At 66.2% G+C, this 15,009-nt stretch carries 13 protein-coding genes and 1 pseudogene; 9 read left to right on the plus strand and 5 right to left on the minus strand.

Annotated features, from left to right (window positions below):
• Window positions 1-106 precede the first annotated feature (106 nt).
• Window positions 107-757 (minus strand): MOSC domain-containing protein, encoded by a 651-nt coding sequence (locus H7J73_RS11070; RefSeq protein ID WP_264067406.1) that lies wholly within the window; start codon window positions 755-757, stop codon window positions 107-109.
• A gap of 67 nt (window positions 758-824) precedes the next feature.
• Here H7J73_RS11070 and H7J73_RS11075 point away from each other — a divergent pair, with 67 nt between their 5' ends.
• The gene (locus tag H7J73_RS11075) at window positions 825-1,808 is read left to right on the plus strand and encodes an o-succinylbenzoate synthase (protein ID WP_264067408.1); all 984 of its coding nucleotides are present in this window, start codon (window positions 825-827) and stop codon (window positions 1,806-1,808) included.
• 24 nt (window positions 1,809-1,832) lie between these two features.
• Here H7J73_RS11075 and H7J73_RS11080 read toward each other — a convergent pair whose 3' ends face one another.
• A complete protein-coding gene (locus H7J73_RS11080; protein ID WP_435405467.1) occupies window positions 1,833-2,288 on the minus strand; it encodes a hypothetical protein in 456 nt (151 codons plus the stop codon).
• 159 nt (window positions 2,289-2,447) lie between these two features.
• On the opposite strand from H7J73_RS11080, the gene tenA reads away from it, so the two are divergent.
• From tenA to ripD, 6 genes are all read left to right on the plus strand, one after another.
• On the plus strand, window positions 2,448-3,146 hold the full coding sequence (gene tenA / locus H7J73_RS11085) for a thiaminase II (RefSeq protein ID WP_264067409.1): 699 nt from the start codon (window positions 2,448-2,450) through the stop codon (window positions 3,144-3,146).
• Window positions 3,147-3,192: 46 nt separating this feature from the next.
• A complete protein-coding gene (locus H7J73_RS11090) occupies window positions 3,193-3,879 on the plus strand; it encodes a hypothetical protein (protein WP_264067410.1) in 687 nt (228 codons plus the stop codon).
• 60 nt (window positions 3,880-3,939) lie between these two features.
• A complete protein-coding gene (gene tpx / locus H7J73_RS11095) occupies window positions 3,940-4,434 on the plus strand; it encodes a thiol peroxidase (RefSeq protein WP_264067411.1) in 495 nt (164 codons plus the stop codon).
• Between the two features lie 180 nt (window positions 4,435-4,614).
• Window positions 4,615-6,690 carry an adenylate/guanylate cyclase domain-containing protein gene (locus H7J73_RS11100; protein ID WP_264067412.1) on the plus strand — a complete coding sequence of 692 codons (2,076 nt, stop codon included), beginning with the start codon at window positions 4,615-4,617 and terminating at the stop codon, window positions 6,688-6,690.
• Window positions 6,687-8,090 (plus strand): mechanosensitive ion channel domain-containing protein, encoded by a 1,404-nt coding sequence (locus H7J73_RS11105; RefSeq protein ID WP_264067413.1) that lies wholly within the window; start codon window positions 6,687-6,689, stop codon window positions 8,088-8,090. Before H7J73_RS11100 ends, H7J73_RS11105 begins: the two co-directional genes overlap by 4 nt.
• 217 nt (window positions 8,091-8,307) lie before the next feature.
• A complete protein-coding gene (gene ripD / locus H7J73_RS11110; RefSeq protein ID WP_264067414.1) occupies window positions 8,308-8,931 on the plus strand; it encodes an NlpC/P60 family peptidoglycan-binding protein RipD in 624 nt (207 codons plus the stop codon).
• Here the strand turns inward: ripD and H7J73_RS11115 are convergent.
• Both H7J73_RS11115 and H7J73_RS11120 read right to left on the minus strand, forming a co-directional pair.
• Entirely contained in the window at window positions 8,921-9,238 is a 318-nt protein-coding gene (locus tag H7J73_RS11115) for an EthD family reductase (RefSeq protein WP_264067415.1), read from the minus strand. The two genes, ripD and H7J73_RS11115, sit on opposite strands and share 11 nt — an antisense overlap.
• Before the next feature lie 78 nt (window positions 9,239-9,316).
• Complete coding sequence (locus H7J73_RS11120; protein WP_264067417.1) at window positions 9,317-10,258, minus strand: R2-like ligand-binding oxidase; 942 nt, start codon at window positions 10,256-10,258, stop codon at window positions 9,317-9,319.
• Window positions 10,259-10,463: 205 nt separating this feature from the next.
• On the opposite strand from H7J73_RS11120, the gene H7J73_RS11125 reads away from it, so the two are divergent.
• The gene (locus H7J73_RS11125; protein ID WP_264067418.1) at window positions 10,464-12,266 is read left to right on the plus strand and encodes a fatty acyl-AMP ligase; all 1,803 of its coding nucleotides are present in this window, start codon (window positions 10,464-10,466) and stop codon (window positions 12,264-12,266) included.
• Window positions 12,267-12,272: 6 nt separating this feature from the next.
• Here H7J73_RS11125 and H7J73_RS11130 read toward each other — a convergent pair whose 3' ends face one another.
• The gene (locus H7J73_RS11130; RefSeq protein WP_264067419.1) at window positions 12,273-13,886 is read right to left on the minus strand and encodes a class I SAM-dependent methyltransferase; all 1,614 of its coding nucleotides are present in this window, start codon (window positions 13,884-13,886) and stop codon (window positions 12,273-12,275) included.
• A 110-nt stretch (window positions 13,887-13,996) separates the two neighbouring features.
• Between H7J73_RS11130 and H7J73_RS11135 the strand changes: the two are divergent.
• Window positions 13,997-14,974 (plus strand): annotated as a pseudogene (locus H7J73_RS11135) (ankyrin repeat domain-containing protein); the annotation flags it as partial.
• Window positions 14,975-15,009 lie beyond the last annotated feature (35 nt).

The raw sequence follows: 15,009 nt of genomic DNA on the forward strand, positions 1-15,009 counted from the left end.
GCCAGAGTGGGTAAGTGCTTGACAGGCGCTGCTCATCGTAGTGGTGGCGGTCACGGTCGCCAGCGCTTGCCTTCTCCCTCGACAGGATGACGCTGCTGGTGCGGTTTCACGCCCGCCGGCGGGCGACGTCCTTGACTTCCTCGGCCAACGCGTCGGCGTGCAGTATCCGCGGTAACAGCTCCGGTGCCAGGGTGAGGGCCCGGAACACCAATCCCACCGTCACGTCGTGGTCGGGGCGCTCGGTGACCACCACCGCGTCACCTGCGCGGACCGTGCCCGGCCGGATCACCCGCAGGTAGGCGCCGGGAACTGCAGCGGCGGTGAAGGTCTTCATCCAGCCCTTGATGTCCAACCATGCCACGAAGGTGCGGCAGGGGATCCGCGGTCGGGACACCTCGAGCAGCAGACCGTCCGTGCCGACCGACCACCGCTCACCGATACGGGCGCCGGTGACGTCGATGCCGTCGGTGGTGAGGTTCTCGCCGAATACGCCATTGGTCAATGGCCGGTTGAGGCTGATTTCCCAGGCATCCAGATCCTCACGCGCGTAGGCATAGACGGCCTGATCGTCGCCGCCGTGTACCTGGTGGTTACCGATCACGTCGCCGACCAGGCCGCTGCCGAGACCGTTCCGCATCGGGCCGGGTGCACGAATGGCAATCGCCTCGGTGGTCGGTCGCTTGTCGATGCCGGTCGGTCGACCTTTGTCGGGATTGGGCCGTAGCTGGGCCACGTTGACGGTCAGGACAGTGCCCATGAACTGCACACTAATTGGCGGTGCCACGGTCCGCCCGATCAGCTCTACCGCTAGCTTGATGAGGCCTATGAGAACACTGATCGACTTCGACAGCGCGCCGATCTTCGCGATTTCCGTCTCCGACGGTGTCGGTCAGCGCGAGGGCATGCTCCTGGAAGGCCCGCAAGGATGGGGCGAGTTCAGTCCGCCGGCCGACAGCGACGAGACGACGCTGGCGCGATGGCTGACCGCAGCAATCGAAGTCAGCACCGTCGGGTGGCCGGATCCGGTCCGCGGACGGGTCCCGATCGCCGTCAGGGTGCCCGCAGTCGATCCAGTTCGCGCCCACCAGATCGTCGCCGGGTCGGGCTGCGCCACCGCGGAGGTCGTCGTCGCCGCGAACCCAGGTTCGCTCGCCGACGATATCGCCCGACTTGAGGCGGTCCGCGACGCGCTCGGGGCCGGTGGCACCGTCCGGGTCGATGCTGACGGCGGGTGGGACGTCGAGACCGCAGTCAGTTCGATCGCCGCGCTGAGCTCCGCCGCCGGCGGCCTGGAGTACGTCGAGCAGCCGTGCCGGACGCTCGACGAACTGGCCGCAGTCCGGCGGCGGGTCCAGGTCATGATCGCTGCGGACCAGTCGCTTCGTGATCCCCGGTACTCCGCTGGGATTTCACCCGGCGGGATTGCCCTTACCGACGCCGCCGACATCGCGGTCCTGGCCTGCGCGCCACTCGGCGGAGCGCGACGTGCGCTGCGGGTGGCCGAGGTCTGTGGATTGCCTTGTGTGGTGTCGTCGTCGATGGAGACCAGCATCGGGTTGGCGGCCGGACTTGCGCTGGCCGGCGCGCTTCCGGCGCTGCCGTATGCCTGCGGGCTCGGCACCAGGACATTGCTCGACGGAGATGTGGTGGCCGCGTCGCGGTCGTTGGCACCTATCGACGGGTATCTCCCGGTCGCACCGATGCCCGCGGCACCGGATCCCGACCTACTCCGGCGTTTCGCTGTCATCGATGCCGACTCCGTCACCCGCTGGCGACGAATCCTCGGAGCGGCTAGAAACGCGCAGTGAGGGTCTCTGTGGCTTCAGACAGGCTCAGTGCGCTCCGGGCGCGCCGACGCTCTGGTCGGTGCCCGCCAGTTGGTCGGCCTCGTTCTGCTGAGCCGCGGCCTTGGCCGCTGCCTCATCCTCGGTGGCCTTCTCGGCCTGTCCCTCGGGACTGGCCAACGAGTTGCCGGGCGTCTTGTTCGAGGCCAGCTTGGCATCGCAGTTGAGGTAGACCAGGACGGTATCGGTCACCGGAGCAAACGAATCGCCCTTGATCCAGGGCGCCTTCTGTGAGTGGGACACCACGCAGTCTCCCTGAGCGTCCTGATCGCCCACAGTTGACGCGATCACCACCTTCTGGCCTGCGCTGCTGATCGCGGCGGAGGCATCCGAGTAGGACTGTCCGGCGTAGTCGTCGGCGGCAGCGACGCCACCGCTGAATGCCAGCGCGGCCAGGGCGGCCGCGGGGACACCGAGCACTCCCAGGACAACAGGTTTCACCACGGACGGACCTCCCATAGGTCAAGGCATTTCGGACACGCGCGAACTCGAATACAAGGTCGCCCAGGCTGAACATTAGGTGGCATTTCTGGCATGTCTCTGTCGCCTACCTGGACAACAGCTGCGGATCGGCCAGGAATGACCACGCATTATGGTGTGCGCATGGCACGCGCTACAACGACACCGACTCTCTCGGATGAGACCTGGTCAACGCGGCTGTGGGCGGACATCGAGCCGGTCTATGACGCGATCCTCGACCATCCGTTCCTCACCGGACTCACAGACGGAACCCTGGACGCCGACGTTTTTGCCGAGTACGTCGCACAGGATGTGCACTATCTGCGCGACTATGCCCGCGCACTGGCAGTCGTGGGAGCCAAGGCACCCACCCCGGCCATCACATCGATGTTTGCTCGGCACGCGGCGGAAGTCTTCGACGTCGAACTGGCCCTGCACGCCGCGTTGCTGCCCGACCTCGGGCTGGACCCGGCTGCCGTCGGCGCCGTCGAGGTGTCGCCGACCACCCGCGCCTACACCAGCTATCTGCTGGCCACCACCTACGGCGGCACCTTCGCCGACGGCCTGGCCGCAGTCCTACCCTGCTATTGGATCTACGCGCGCGTCGGCGCTGCGCTGCTCGAACGAGGTTCACCCGACCGTCGCTTCCAGAGCTGGATCGACAGCTACGGCGGTGACGAGTTCGCGGCGACGGTCGCCGAAGTTCTGCACGTGACCGACGAGGTCGGGCCCACCCTGACGCCGTCCGACGAAGAGGTGGCCCGCGCGCATTTCGTGACGACCGCTCGCTACGAGTGGATGTTCTTCGATGCCGCGTACCGACGCGAAAGCTGGCCGGTCTGAGCTCAACAGACAGCTGCGGTGACACGGCGACTGGCATCCTGGCCTGATGGGATTGCTGTTTCGGTTGGTGGAGCTGCTGATCGTGCTCGTGCCGCTGGCCGGCGTGATCTACGCGGCGGTCAAGGGGTTCTCCGCCACCCAGCGGCGAATGCAGGAGCCCGCAGACCTCCGGCACGGGGAACGGGGCGACGAGCTTCAACCGGCCGCGCCCGCGACCGGTTCCGGAAACAGTCAGGCCGCGCAGTGGCGGGCGATCACGCGGATGGTCGAGGAGCACACGCGCACGGACGGTCGGTGGCTGGACTACGAGCTCGATTTCGCCACCCTGCTCGATCTGCCGTTGATGACCGATATGCGCAACCCGCTCACGATCGAATTCCACAAGGCGAAGCTGCGGGCGGATCTGTTGCGGCCGGACAAGGCCGAGGATCTGCTCGACGACAGAGAGGCCGCCGCGCAGTATCTCGCCGCGGTGGAGAACTACGTGACCGCGTTCGACGCGGCCGAAGCCGAGGCGAAGCGCACCCGCAGAAGTGATTTCTCCGCCGACGGCCAGCAGCGGATCGCACGCGCGCAGGCGCTGCTGCGGGTCGCCTCTGATGCCAGCGCGACGGCACCCGAACGGCAGCAGGCTTACGAGCTCGCCAGGAGGGAACTCGACGGTCTTCTGGTGTTACCGACCGCCGCTGCGACCAGGATCGAGCGGGGGATCGCCGGTCAGCTCGACACCTAGTGGCCGGGTCCGCCCCACCCTAGGCTGACGGGCGCGCGACGGCCCTGACAGACTAGGGGGATGGCACAGATAACCTTGCGCGGAAATCCCATCAACACAGTCGGCGAGCTTCCCTCTATCGGTGCTCCCGCCCCCGCCTTCACCCTCACCGGCGGCGACCTGAAGCCGGTCAGCAGCGAGCAGTTCAGCGGTAAGTCCGTGCTGCTGAACATCTTTCCTTCGGTGGACACCCCAGTCTGCGCGACCAGCGTCCGGACCTTCAACGAGCGCGCGGCCGGCACCGGTGTCTCGGTGCTGTGCGTCTCCAACGATCTGCCCTTCGCGCAGAACCGCTTCTGCGGTGCCGAGGGCATCGAGAACGTCACCGCAGCCTCGGGATTCCGCGACAGCTTCGGCCAGGACTACGGCATCACCATCGCCGACGGGCCGATGGCGGGGCTGCTGGGTCGGGCCGTCGTCGTGATCGGTGCCGACGGCAACGTCGCGTACGCGGAGCTGGTACCCGAGATCGGCCAGGAGCCCAATTACGATGCGGCGCTCGCAGCACTGAGCTGATCAGGCCCGCCGGGCCGGGTTTCCCTTCTCGTCGATAACAGCGACCCTCAGCGTTGTGACCGGCTAGCATTCGCGCAATCGTCTGTGCCGGCACTGCGTACTGGGGGACCTGCTGTGGCTCGACTTGCGCCCAACCGCACGCGCACTCGGTCGCTGGGGTTCCAGTCGAAGCTTCTCATCATGCTGTTGACGGTGAGCGTGACCTCGGTGTTGGTGGCCGGAGCCATCGGGTACGTGTCCGGGACCAACTCGCTGCGTCAGGCGGAATATCACCGCCTGACGCAGCTTCGGGAGTCCCGGGCGCGGGAGATCACCGCGTACTACCGGAGCATCACCGACGGCGCGTCGATCGTCACGCACGGAGCCACGGCGGTCAACGCGACCCGTGACTTCTCGGCCGCACTCGCGACACTGCAGACGACGCCGTTGCCGCCGAATGCGCAGGCGGCAGTTGGCGATTACTACCAGACGGTATTCGCTCCGGCTTTGAGTCAGCGGACCGGCAAACAGGTCGACCCGACCTTGTTCGAGCCGACCTCGAACGCCGCCATCTATCTGCAGAACGCGTATACCGTTCCGGCTCAAGGGGACTTCCAGAAGTCGCTCGCTTCGAATTCGGCGGGCGATGAGAGCGCGTGGTCAGCGGCCAACGCCCGCTACCAACCGTTCTTCGCAGACATCACCAAGCGTTTCGGTTTCGAGGATGCGTTGATCCTCAACACCACCGGTGATGTCGTCTACACCGCGTACAAGGGCGTGGATCTGGGGACCAATGTGCTCACCGGCCCTTACAAGACGACGAAACTCGCAGAAGGCTATCGGCAGGCCGTGCAGGCGGTGTCCGTCGACGAGACGTTCGTGACCGATTTCGAACGCTACGCACCGTCGCTCGGGATGCCCACCCCCTGGGTGTTGTCGCCGATCGGCAGCGACGGGGTGATCACCGGCGTGCTCGCCCTGCAGTTGTCACTCGACCGCATCAACTCGGTGATGACCGGCAACAACAGGTGGGAAGCGGACGGCCTCGGGGCCACCGGCGAGACCTACCTCGCGGGACCGGACAAGTTGATGCGGTCGGTGTCGCGTGAGCTGCTGACCGATCCCGGCTCGTTCGTGAAAGACGTGGTGGCCAACGGCACCCCGGAAGATATCGCCGAACGGGAAGTGCAACTCAAGGGCAGCGTGCTGCTGCAACCCGTCGACACCGTCGCCGTCAATCGCGCACTGACAGGCGAATCCGGTGTCACCGCCGACGAGGACTACATCGGTCCCGAATCCCTGGTGGCCTACACACAGTTGAACATCCCCGGACTCGACTGGGTGTTGGTCGCGAAGATCGACGAGTCGGAAGCGCTGGCGCCGGTCAACAACTTCGCCCGCAACATCGCGCTGTCGATCGCGGCCATCGTGTTGGTGGTCTGCCTGTTGGCGCTGTTCTTCAGCCGGATCTTCACCAGACCGCTGACCAGGCTTGCCGCGGCGGTGCGCCGGGTGAGCGCAGGCGAACGGGGCGTGGCGGTACCGGTCACCACCAAAGACGAGATCGGTGACCTGGGCGCGGCATTCAACGAGATGAGCAACACCCTGGCCGTGAAGCAGGAACTCATCGACGACCAGCGCAAGGAGATCGACGATCTGCTCGCCAGCTTGATGCCGGAGCCCCTGGCACGCCGATACCGCGACGGCGAGGAGAACATCAGTGGCGACTATCGCGACGTGTCGGTCATCTACGCCGAACTCGTCGGCTTCGACGAGTTTGCCCGTTCGACATCGGCCGATGAATCGGTAGGACTGTTGAACTCGGTGATCGAGGGTATCGGCGAAGCTGCCGAGCGCCACGGCATCGAGCGAGTTCGCCACCTGCACAACGGGTTTCTTGCCACCTGCGGACTGGTGGTGCCGCGCGTCGACCATGCCAGCCGCACCGTTGCCTTCGCCAGCGAGCTCACCGAGATCATCGAGCGCACCAACGCCCAACATCGGGCCGAGCTCGCGATCCGTGCCGGTATCGACAGTGGGTCGGTCTCGAGTGGTCTGCTCGGCCAGCGCGCGCGGGTGTACGACCTGTGGGGAGAGGCTGTCGACCTCGCGCATCGCGTCCACGGAGCGAACAATGCCCCCGGGGTCTTCGTCAGCGGCAGAGTCCACGACCAACTCGACGGTATCTACTCGTTCGCCCCGGCGGGGACAGTCACCGGCGCCGCCGGGTCCGAGGCAATCTGGTCCCTCGAGTTGGCCTCGCGGCGGCCGGTATGAGCAGTCTGACCAGTCAGGACTGGTTCTGGCCCGCGCTGATCATCGTCGTCGGGCTGCCCATCGTGCTGCTCGTGCTGACCGAACTCGCGAACTTCCTGACCCGACGGCAGAGCAGTTACGCCCGGCCAATTCAATTGCTGCGCAACTACGTACTTCCGGCCTGCGCGCTGTTCCTGCTGGTCGACCAGGTCGAGCACACCAATGTGCATGCGACATGGTCGCGCATTGCGGCCACGGTATTCGGCTTCCTGGTGATGCTGTTCCTGCTCTCCGGCGCCAACGCCGTCCTCTTCGGCGAGGCTCGCGCCGGCAGTTGGCGCGAACGTCTGCCGACGATTTTCATCGATCTGGGCCGGCTCGTGCTGATCGTCGTCGGGATCGGCATCTTGCTGTCCTGGGTGTGGGGGACTGATATCGGGGGGCTGATCACGGCGGTGGGGGTGACCTCGATCGTGATCGGCCTCGCGGTGCAGTCGGCCGTTGGTCCGGTGATCGCCGGGTTGCTGATGCTGTTCGAGCAGCCCTTCCGAATCGGCGACTGGCTCGATGCGCCCGATGCCAAAGGCCGTGTGGTCGAAGTGAATTGGCGCTCGGTGCATATCGACACCGGAAACGGGGTCAAGATCATCCCCAACGGTGCGCTGGCGACCGATTCGTTCACCAACCTCAGTCGCGTCGCAGGCGCGTCCTACCGGGCCACCGCCAGACTCTCCTTCACCTCGGCTGACCGGCCCGGCACCGTCAGAGCCACGCTGCTCGCGGTGGCCGAGGAGCTACCGGCCAAGATTGCCAATCTACCGGCGCAGGTCGCCGCCCTCGGCGACTCCGACTATCAGGTGTCCGTCCCGATCGCCTCTCCAACAGATGAGAACTCGACGAAAACCCAACTGCTACACCGGGCCTGGTATGCCGCGCAGCGGGCCGGGCTGCACCTCGACGGCGCCGACAACTCCCCGGAACGGCACTCGGAGTACATCGATGCCCACCTGCGGATCGTTGCCGGGTCATTCGGCCTGGACGAGGAGGCATTGGCCATCATGGTGACCCACGGTCGCTGCCTGATGTATGCCGAGGGCGAGACGATTCAGCGGGCGGACATCGTGCCCGACGCCATCGGGTTCATCACCGAAGGCGCGGTCGCCATGGTCGTCTACACCGCAGACGGGATCCAGGTGAGTGTCGGCGACCTCGGCGTGGGGGATTACATCGGTACCACCGCGCTGACCCGCCAGCGCGTGGTCAGTGGCGTGATCGCACTCGCCGACACCACCCTGGTTTCGGTACCGCGCGATGCCATCAGTGCCGTGGTCCGGGCCAATCCCCGGCTGGCCCGCAGCCTGGGTGAGGCGATCGAGATGCGTCGCGCGGCGGCCGCCGCCGCGCTCGCCGCGGCCAGGTAGGTCGGCGGCGACCGAGGATCAGGACCATCGCGACGGAACTGGCAGTACTGACTCAATAGGTTGAAATACTGCCAGTAATCGAGCGGCGCCGACCCACGGGATCACCGTTGCGTCACAGTCGCGCATCTCATTGGCGTTGTGGCCACTGGGAATTCGTTCGCGGACTCTTGCATGGGCGAAAATATCTGCAGTTGACGTGGAAAGAGGTGCGGTTCGAATGAGGCGCGTATGGGTTGTCCTGATCAGTTTGGCCTTGCTGGTGGCGAGCCCGGGTCTTGCGGACGCTGATGCGTACACCCGGCCGGCGGGTAACCAGAAGTACATCGACGCCCTGATCGCACGGGGGCTCTCGCAGCGCGGTGTCCCATTCGCCTACGGCGGCGGCAATGCCAACGGCCCCAGCCTGGGCAACCCGAGCAGTCCCGACCCCGCCCCGGCCGCGGCCATCCCCGGCTCGACCGCGCCGTTGCTGCCCGCCGCACCGGTAGTCCCGGCTGCGCCGCAGGTGGCGGCTCCGGGATTGCTGGGCAGCCCCACCGTCCCGGCCGCGCCGGTGCAGCAGATCGTCGGCTTCGACGCCTCCGGGCTGATGGTGTACTCCTACGCCGGCGTCGGGGTGAAACTGCCGCGCACCTCGGGCGAGCAGTACAACGCCGGCCAGAAGGTGCTCCCCGCGCAGGCTCTGCCGGGTGACCTCATCTTCTACGGCCCCGACGGCAGCCAGAGCGTTGCCATGTTCCTCGGCAACTCCCAGATGCTGGAGACCACCGATACCGGCGTGACGGTGTCGCCGGTGCGGACGAACAACATGGCGCCCTATCTGGTGCGCATCATTCAGTAACTTCGATATCCGAAAACAGCACGCGCACACCGCCGGTGGACAGGGCGGCCATCGCCTGGAAGAAGGCGCCGAATTCCGGCGTGGTGACAGCGACGCTGGCGGCGTCGTAGTCGGGGAAATACCAGTCGATCATCCGGTGCGCGGGCGTCGGACTGCCGTCCTCTTTGGGCCAGACCTTCGACGTCTCGAACCGGGTGTAACCGGGAACCTTGCGCGCCGCCTCCAGTTGCTCGACCGGGTAGGCCGACTCGAACGCCTCGGGATCGGTGGGATTGTCGTAGATGACCGTGATCTTGGTTTCAGACATGAACTGATCATGGACCATCCAGCTATGCGCGGCGCGCCAGATTCGAGTAACCGCCGGTAGTCATCATCGGACGATCGGTCAGCCGCTCAGGGTGGCCAGTGCTTTCTCGTCCTCGTCGGCGAAGGTGTCCTCCAGCTGCAGGGGCGAGTAGTCCACATCGATCTCGCCGACCGGGCGGCCGCGGGCGCTGCTGATCGTCCCGAAGCGGCGCATCCCCTTGTCGGTGGCGTACTGCATGGACTCATCCATCGTCAGGCCGAACGGGATGTTGCCGTTGTAGGGCCCGTAGAAATCGTCGGTGTTGCTCAAGGCCAGCGGCATCATCTCGGTCATCCGAGCCTCGAACACCGACCAGTTGGCATCGTCGGCGGCGACGTGGCGTCGGCAGGTGAAGGTGCCCCAGGCCATATGGCGGCGCTCGTCGTCGCCGATGCGGCGCACCAATTCCTGCATCCCGGGCAGGATGCCGCGGTCGGCGCAGATCTTGTGCCACAGGTAGTAGCCGGTCAGCGCCATCATGCCTTCGACGATGTGGTTGTACACCACCGAGGCACGCACCTGCGCCGCGGGCGATGGGTCGGTCCGTAGCGCCTCGAGTGACGCAGGCAGCTCTTCATAGAAGATCGACCGGTAGGACGGGGTGTCGACGTAGGTGTGCAAATCTTCGGTGATGCCGACCGCGTCCAGCCACATCCGGAACACCTGGGTGTGTTTGGCCTCTTCGAAGGCGAACTGCGTCAGATACATCTCGTCACCGAGTCGGCCTTCGGCGCGCATGGCGGCCATGAACGGCTGGATGTCCTCGGTGACCGCTTCCTCGCCTGCGATGAACTGTGCGCACAGGCGGGTGGCGACGTCGCGTTCGGCTTCGGTCAGCGACTCCCAGTCGGCGCGATCGCGGGAGAAATCGATATCGGCCGGGTTCCAGAATTTCGCGTTGCCTCCGGCCATCAGCTTCAACGGGAGGCTGTCCCAGTTGAGGCCGCCCGCGCCGAGTGCACTGAAGTGTGTACGGGTCATGTGAACTCCTTCGATCGTGCATACGACATCGCCTTAGGGGTCGACGCCGCCGTCAATATCACTGTAAGCAGCGTCACAGCGGGCCGAGGGCAGAACGGTCGCCTGTCCAGGTTTCGGATAACCTCGCTGTCGAAGCCTTGACGACGCTGATGGGCCAGCAGGGAGATGACTCGGCACACGTGACTATCCAGCGGAGCAGAATTTCGTGAGTCGATCCGGCCTGCTTCAGATCGAAGATTGCCTCGACGCCGACGGCGCCATCGTGCTCCCGCCCGGCACCACCCTGATATCACTCATCGACCGCAACATCGCGCACGTCGGTGACTCCGTGGCATATCGCTATCTGGACCATGCCGGCGCCGACGAGGGCCGGGCCGTCGAGATCTCCTGGCGCGATCTCGGAATTCGGCTGCGCGCCATCGGTGCTCGGGTGCAGGAGGTTGCGGGTCGCGGAGATCGGGTGGCAATCCTCGCGCCGCAGGGTATCGATTACATCGCGGGGTTCTTCGCGGCGATCAAAGCCGGGACGATTGCGGTGCCGCTGTTCGCCCCTGAGTTACCCGGGCACGCCGAGCGTCTCGCGACGGCCCTACGCGATGCCCGGCCCACCGTGGTGATCACCACAGCGGCTGCAACCGAGTCCGTGGCCGCACATCTCGAGCAGCTTCCCGACGCCGCGCGCCCTCGGGTCATCGTCATCGACGAGATTCCCGACTCCGCAGGAGAGAGCTTCGTCGCGGTCGAACTCGTCGAAGACGACATCTCGCATCTGCAGTACACCTCGGGGTCGACGCGTCCGCCGGTCGGCATTGAGATCACCCACCGGGCGGTCGGCACGAACCTGATCCAGATGATCCTCTCGATCGACCTGCTGGATCGAAACACCCACGGCGTCAGCTGGTTACCGCTCTACCACGATATGGGTCTTTCGATGATCGGCTTCCCCGCTGTGTACGGGGGACACTCCACGCTGATGTCGCCCACCGCGTTCATCCGTCGTCCACTTCGCTGGATTCAGGCCCTCTCGGATGGTTCACGGCAGGGTCGGGTGGTGACCGCTGCGCCGAATTTCGCCTACGAGTGGACCGCCCAACGCGGCCGGCCCGCGCCCGGCGCCGATGTCGACCTCGCCAACGTGTCGATGATCGTCGGTTCCGAACCGGTCAGCATCAGCGCGATCGACGCGTTCAACGAAGCGTTCGCGCCTTTCGGTCTGCCCGCCACGGCGATCAAACCGTCCTACGGGATTGCCGAGGCGACGCTGTTCGTGGCCACGATCGGGCACCAGGCCCAGGCGAGTGCCGTCTTTTTCGACCGCGAGCAGCTGGCCATCGGCCGTGCGGTCCCTGTCGGTGCCGATGCTCCCACCGCGGTACCCCAGGTGTCGTGCGGACAGATCGCCCGCAGTCAGTGGGCCGTGATCACTGATCCCGCCGGCGGCGTTGAGCTACCCGATGGGCGTATCGGGGAAATCTGGTTGCGCGGCAACAACATCGGCCGCGGATACTGGGGGATGTCCGATGAGACCCGACGGACGTTCGGCGCGAAGCTGGCCGCCCGGCTCGATGGCGGCAGCCACGCAGAGGGCGTACCGGCCGCAGCGACCTGGCTGCGTACCGGTGATCTCGGCACCTATCTCGACGGTGAGTTCTATGTCACCGGCCGACTCGCCGACCTGGTGACTATCGGCGGTCGCCAGCACTACCCGGAAGACATCGAAAAGACCGCCGCGGACGCCTCGCCGATGGTGCGGCGCGGTTATGCGGCCGCGTTCTCGATCCCGCAGGACCGGCTGGTCATCATCGCCGAACGGGCCGCACGTACTGCCCGCGCCGACCCGCAACCTGCGATCGACGCAATTCGCGCCGCGGTGTCACAGCGATATGGGTTGTCCGATATCGATATTCGATTCCTGCCCGCCGGGGCCATCCCACGAACCACCAGCGGTAAGTTGGCACGCCGAGCATGCCGGGTCCAGTACCTCGACGGCACGCTCGGCGTCCACTGACCGGTCCTACCTGACCCGAAGCAGCTTCATCTCGGTCAGGCGGGCTGGCATCGTCTCGACGTATTCGGCCAGGACCGCCCGCAGTTCGGCTTCGCCGGCGACCGGCCTGCCGGCCAACTCGATCTCGAGCGGGTGTGCCCGCAGGCTTACCGACAGGGCATCCACCAGGGCGTCATTGTCGCGCGTTCCGTCGAGCAGCGGTAACAGCCGGCTGTCCAACGGTGAGAGCTCCAGCGTCTCGTGCCAGCGGTTGAATGTTGCCGCCGCACTGCGTCCCGACGTTGATTCCGCCATCCGCCTTGCGGTTTCGTCGATACGAAGCGGCACCGGATCGACCGGTTCCAGCGCCACCGGCTCGAGCCGGTAGCGCAACTGTCCCTGCATGATCAGCGTGCCCACCAGGCTGTCGATGACGTCGGGAAGATTGTCGCCCGGGCTGAAGCCGGCCGACCGAATCCGGTCGTGGACAGCGGTGACGAGTTCGGCTCTGGACAGGGTCCAGGGCCAGCGGGCGTTGAGCACATCCAGGGTGGCTTTGATACCAAGATCGTTGGTGAACAGCGTCGCCCCGTCGGACTGCAGGTACTCCTGGCGCGAATTGTCCAGTACCGTCGGCCCGTCGACCGGCGGCAACCAGGCCGCGACGTGGAGTCCGTGGTAGCGGCTGAGCGCGGGGACGTAGCGAACCTGCGGCGCCCGCTGGGCATGGACCAGCAGGGACTCCCGGAACATGCGGTTGGTGACGAAATCGAGGTACTGGTCCACCAGTACCTGCACACCCGAGCTCTTGGCGCTGACGTACTCCGCGACCGTGGGACCGTAATAGCCGGGCAGCATCGTCTCGGGCCGGGCTTCGGCCAGATACGCCAGGCCGTGGGCCCCGGCCCGGCCCACCATCTCGTAGAAGTAGCACGGCGAGTTGAATGTCTCCAGTTCGTCGTGCAGCAGATAGGAATCCCCGAAACCCTCAGAGGAGGCCTTACATTCGGCGATCACCCGGGCCATCACGCCGTCGGACGGAGCGACCTCCTCCAGGAAATCGAGCATGCCGCGTGCATCGCGGATCTTCTCACCCGGCGTGGTGCTGGCGCCGCTGGCCAACAGCATCGCGTCACGCAGTACCTCCTTGGACTTCCACCCCGGATACACGTTGTAGCTGACGTAGGCCACACCGTCCGGGGCCAGACACGCGCGGATGCCGGCCAGGAGTGCCTCCTGAGTCTCTGGCGGCACCCAGCTGTACACGCCGTGGGCGATGATGAAATCGAACTGCCCGAGTCCGGTCAGGTTGATCGTGGCGATATCGCCGGCGATAAGCTGCAGGTTGTCGAGTCCCAATGCCTGCGCCCGGACCCTGCCCTCGTCGATCTGCACCTGCGACAGATCGACGCCCACTACGTGCGCCCGCGGCTGCGCTGCCGCGAACGGAATGATGTTTCCCCCAGCGGCACAGCCTATTTCGAGTACCCGAGCGGTGGGGACCGCGGGGGTGTCCAAGCCGAAAAGGTGGGCGATGGCAGCCAGTTGTCCCGGTGCGGATTGCGGAAAAGAGTTCGAGGTGTACGGCGTCGCGTCGTAATCCGCGCGCAGCTGGTCGACGGCGTCGCCGGTGCTGGTCACTGCTTCTCTTCCGTCGGTCTCCTGGAACGTCGCCATCGTAGGGGACCGAGCTGCGGTGGGTAGTCTCGCTGACAGCGAGCCAACAGGGGGCGATCATGGCAGACATCGATGACCTCAGAGTCGATCCGGGCAGTGTGGACGAGGATGCGCTCGAGCCGGCCGACCGGTTCTGTTCGGAAGCATCGTTGCGCTATGACGCCACCGATGCGCCGCCGCGCCGGCAGGCCGCCGCCGACCTGCTCAGCGCTGATCCGTCGCTGGTGCAGCGCCACATCTGGGCCGCCGCGTCGGCCGCGGACCCGGCCGCACTTGCCAGACATCTGGCGGACCGGCCTGGGTCGGCCGACGCCGGCGGCGGCCCGTTCGGCTGGGTGCCGCTGCTGTATCTGTGCTACTCCCGAGCACCACTGCAGCGCGGCCAGGACGAGACGCTGGCGGCAGCCACGCTGCTTCTCGATGCCGGCGCCGATCCGAACGCCGGCTTTCTGTGGGGTGGACTGACGCCGCCGTTCACCGCGTTGACCGGTGTCTTCGGTGAGGGCGAGCAGGGGCCGCGCCGGCAGCCCCGACATCCGTTCGCTCCCGCCCTGGCCACACTGCTGCTGGCGCGCGGCGCGCATCCCGTGGACCAGCAGGCCCTCTACAACCGGATGTTCCGGTCCGACGACGAACACCTGACGCTGTTGTTCGCTCACGGTCTGGCCGGCGCCGGTCCCAGCCCATGGGAACTGCGTCTCGGCGCAGCGATGGAGACGCGAGCACAGATGTGGCAGCGCCAGGTCGAGTGGGCCGCCGAGCACGGCTTTGCCGGACGCCTCGCCCTGCTGGCCCACCATGGCGTCGACGTTTCGGGCGTCGAACTGGTGACGCCGCAGTTTCCGGCGGACCCGAACAGTCGCGACGCCGAGGGCGCCACTCCTTTGCACCATGCCGCCTGGGAGGGTGACGTCGCGTTGATCAGCCGACTACTCGACGCCGGCGCCGACCCGTCAATGACGGAGCCCAGATTCCATGCGACACCGCTGGGGTGGGCCGAACACGCCTACCAGACAGAAGCCGTAGAGCTACTGCGCCAACGCATGCCCTAGCAAGTATCCGCCGTGCATTTCGCTGCGGAAGCGAC

Source organism: Mycolicibacterium komossense, from assembly GCF_025822605.1.
Classification (GTDB): Bacteria; Actinomycetota; Actinomycetes; order Mycobacteriales; family Mycobacteriaceae; genus Mycobacterium; species Mycobacterium komossense.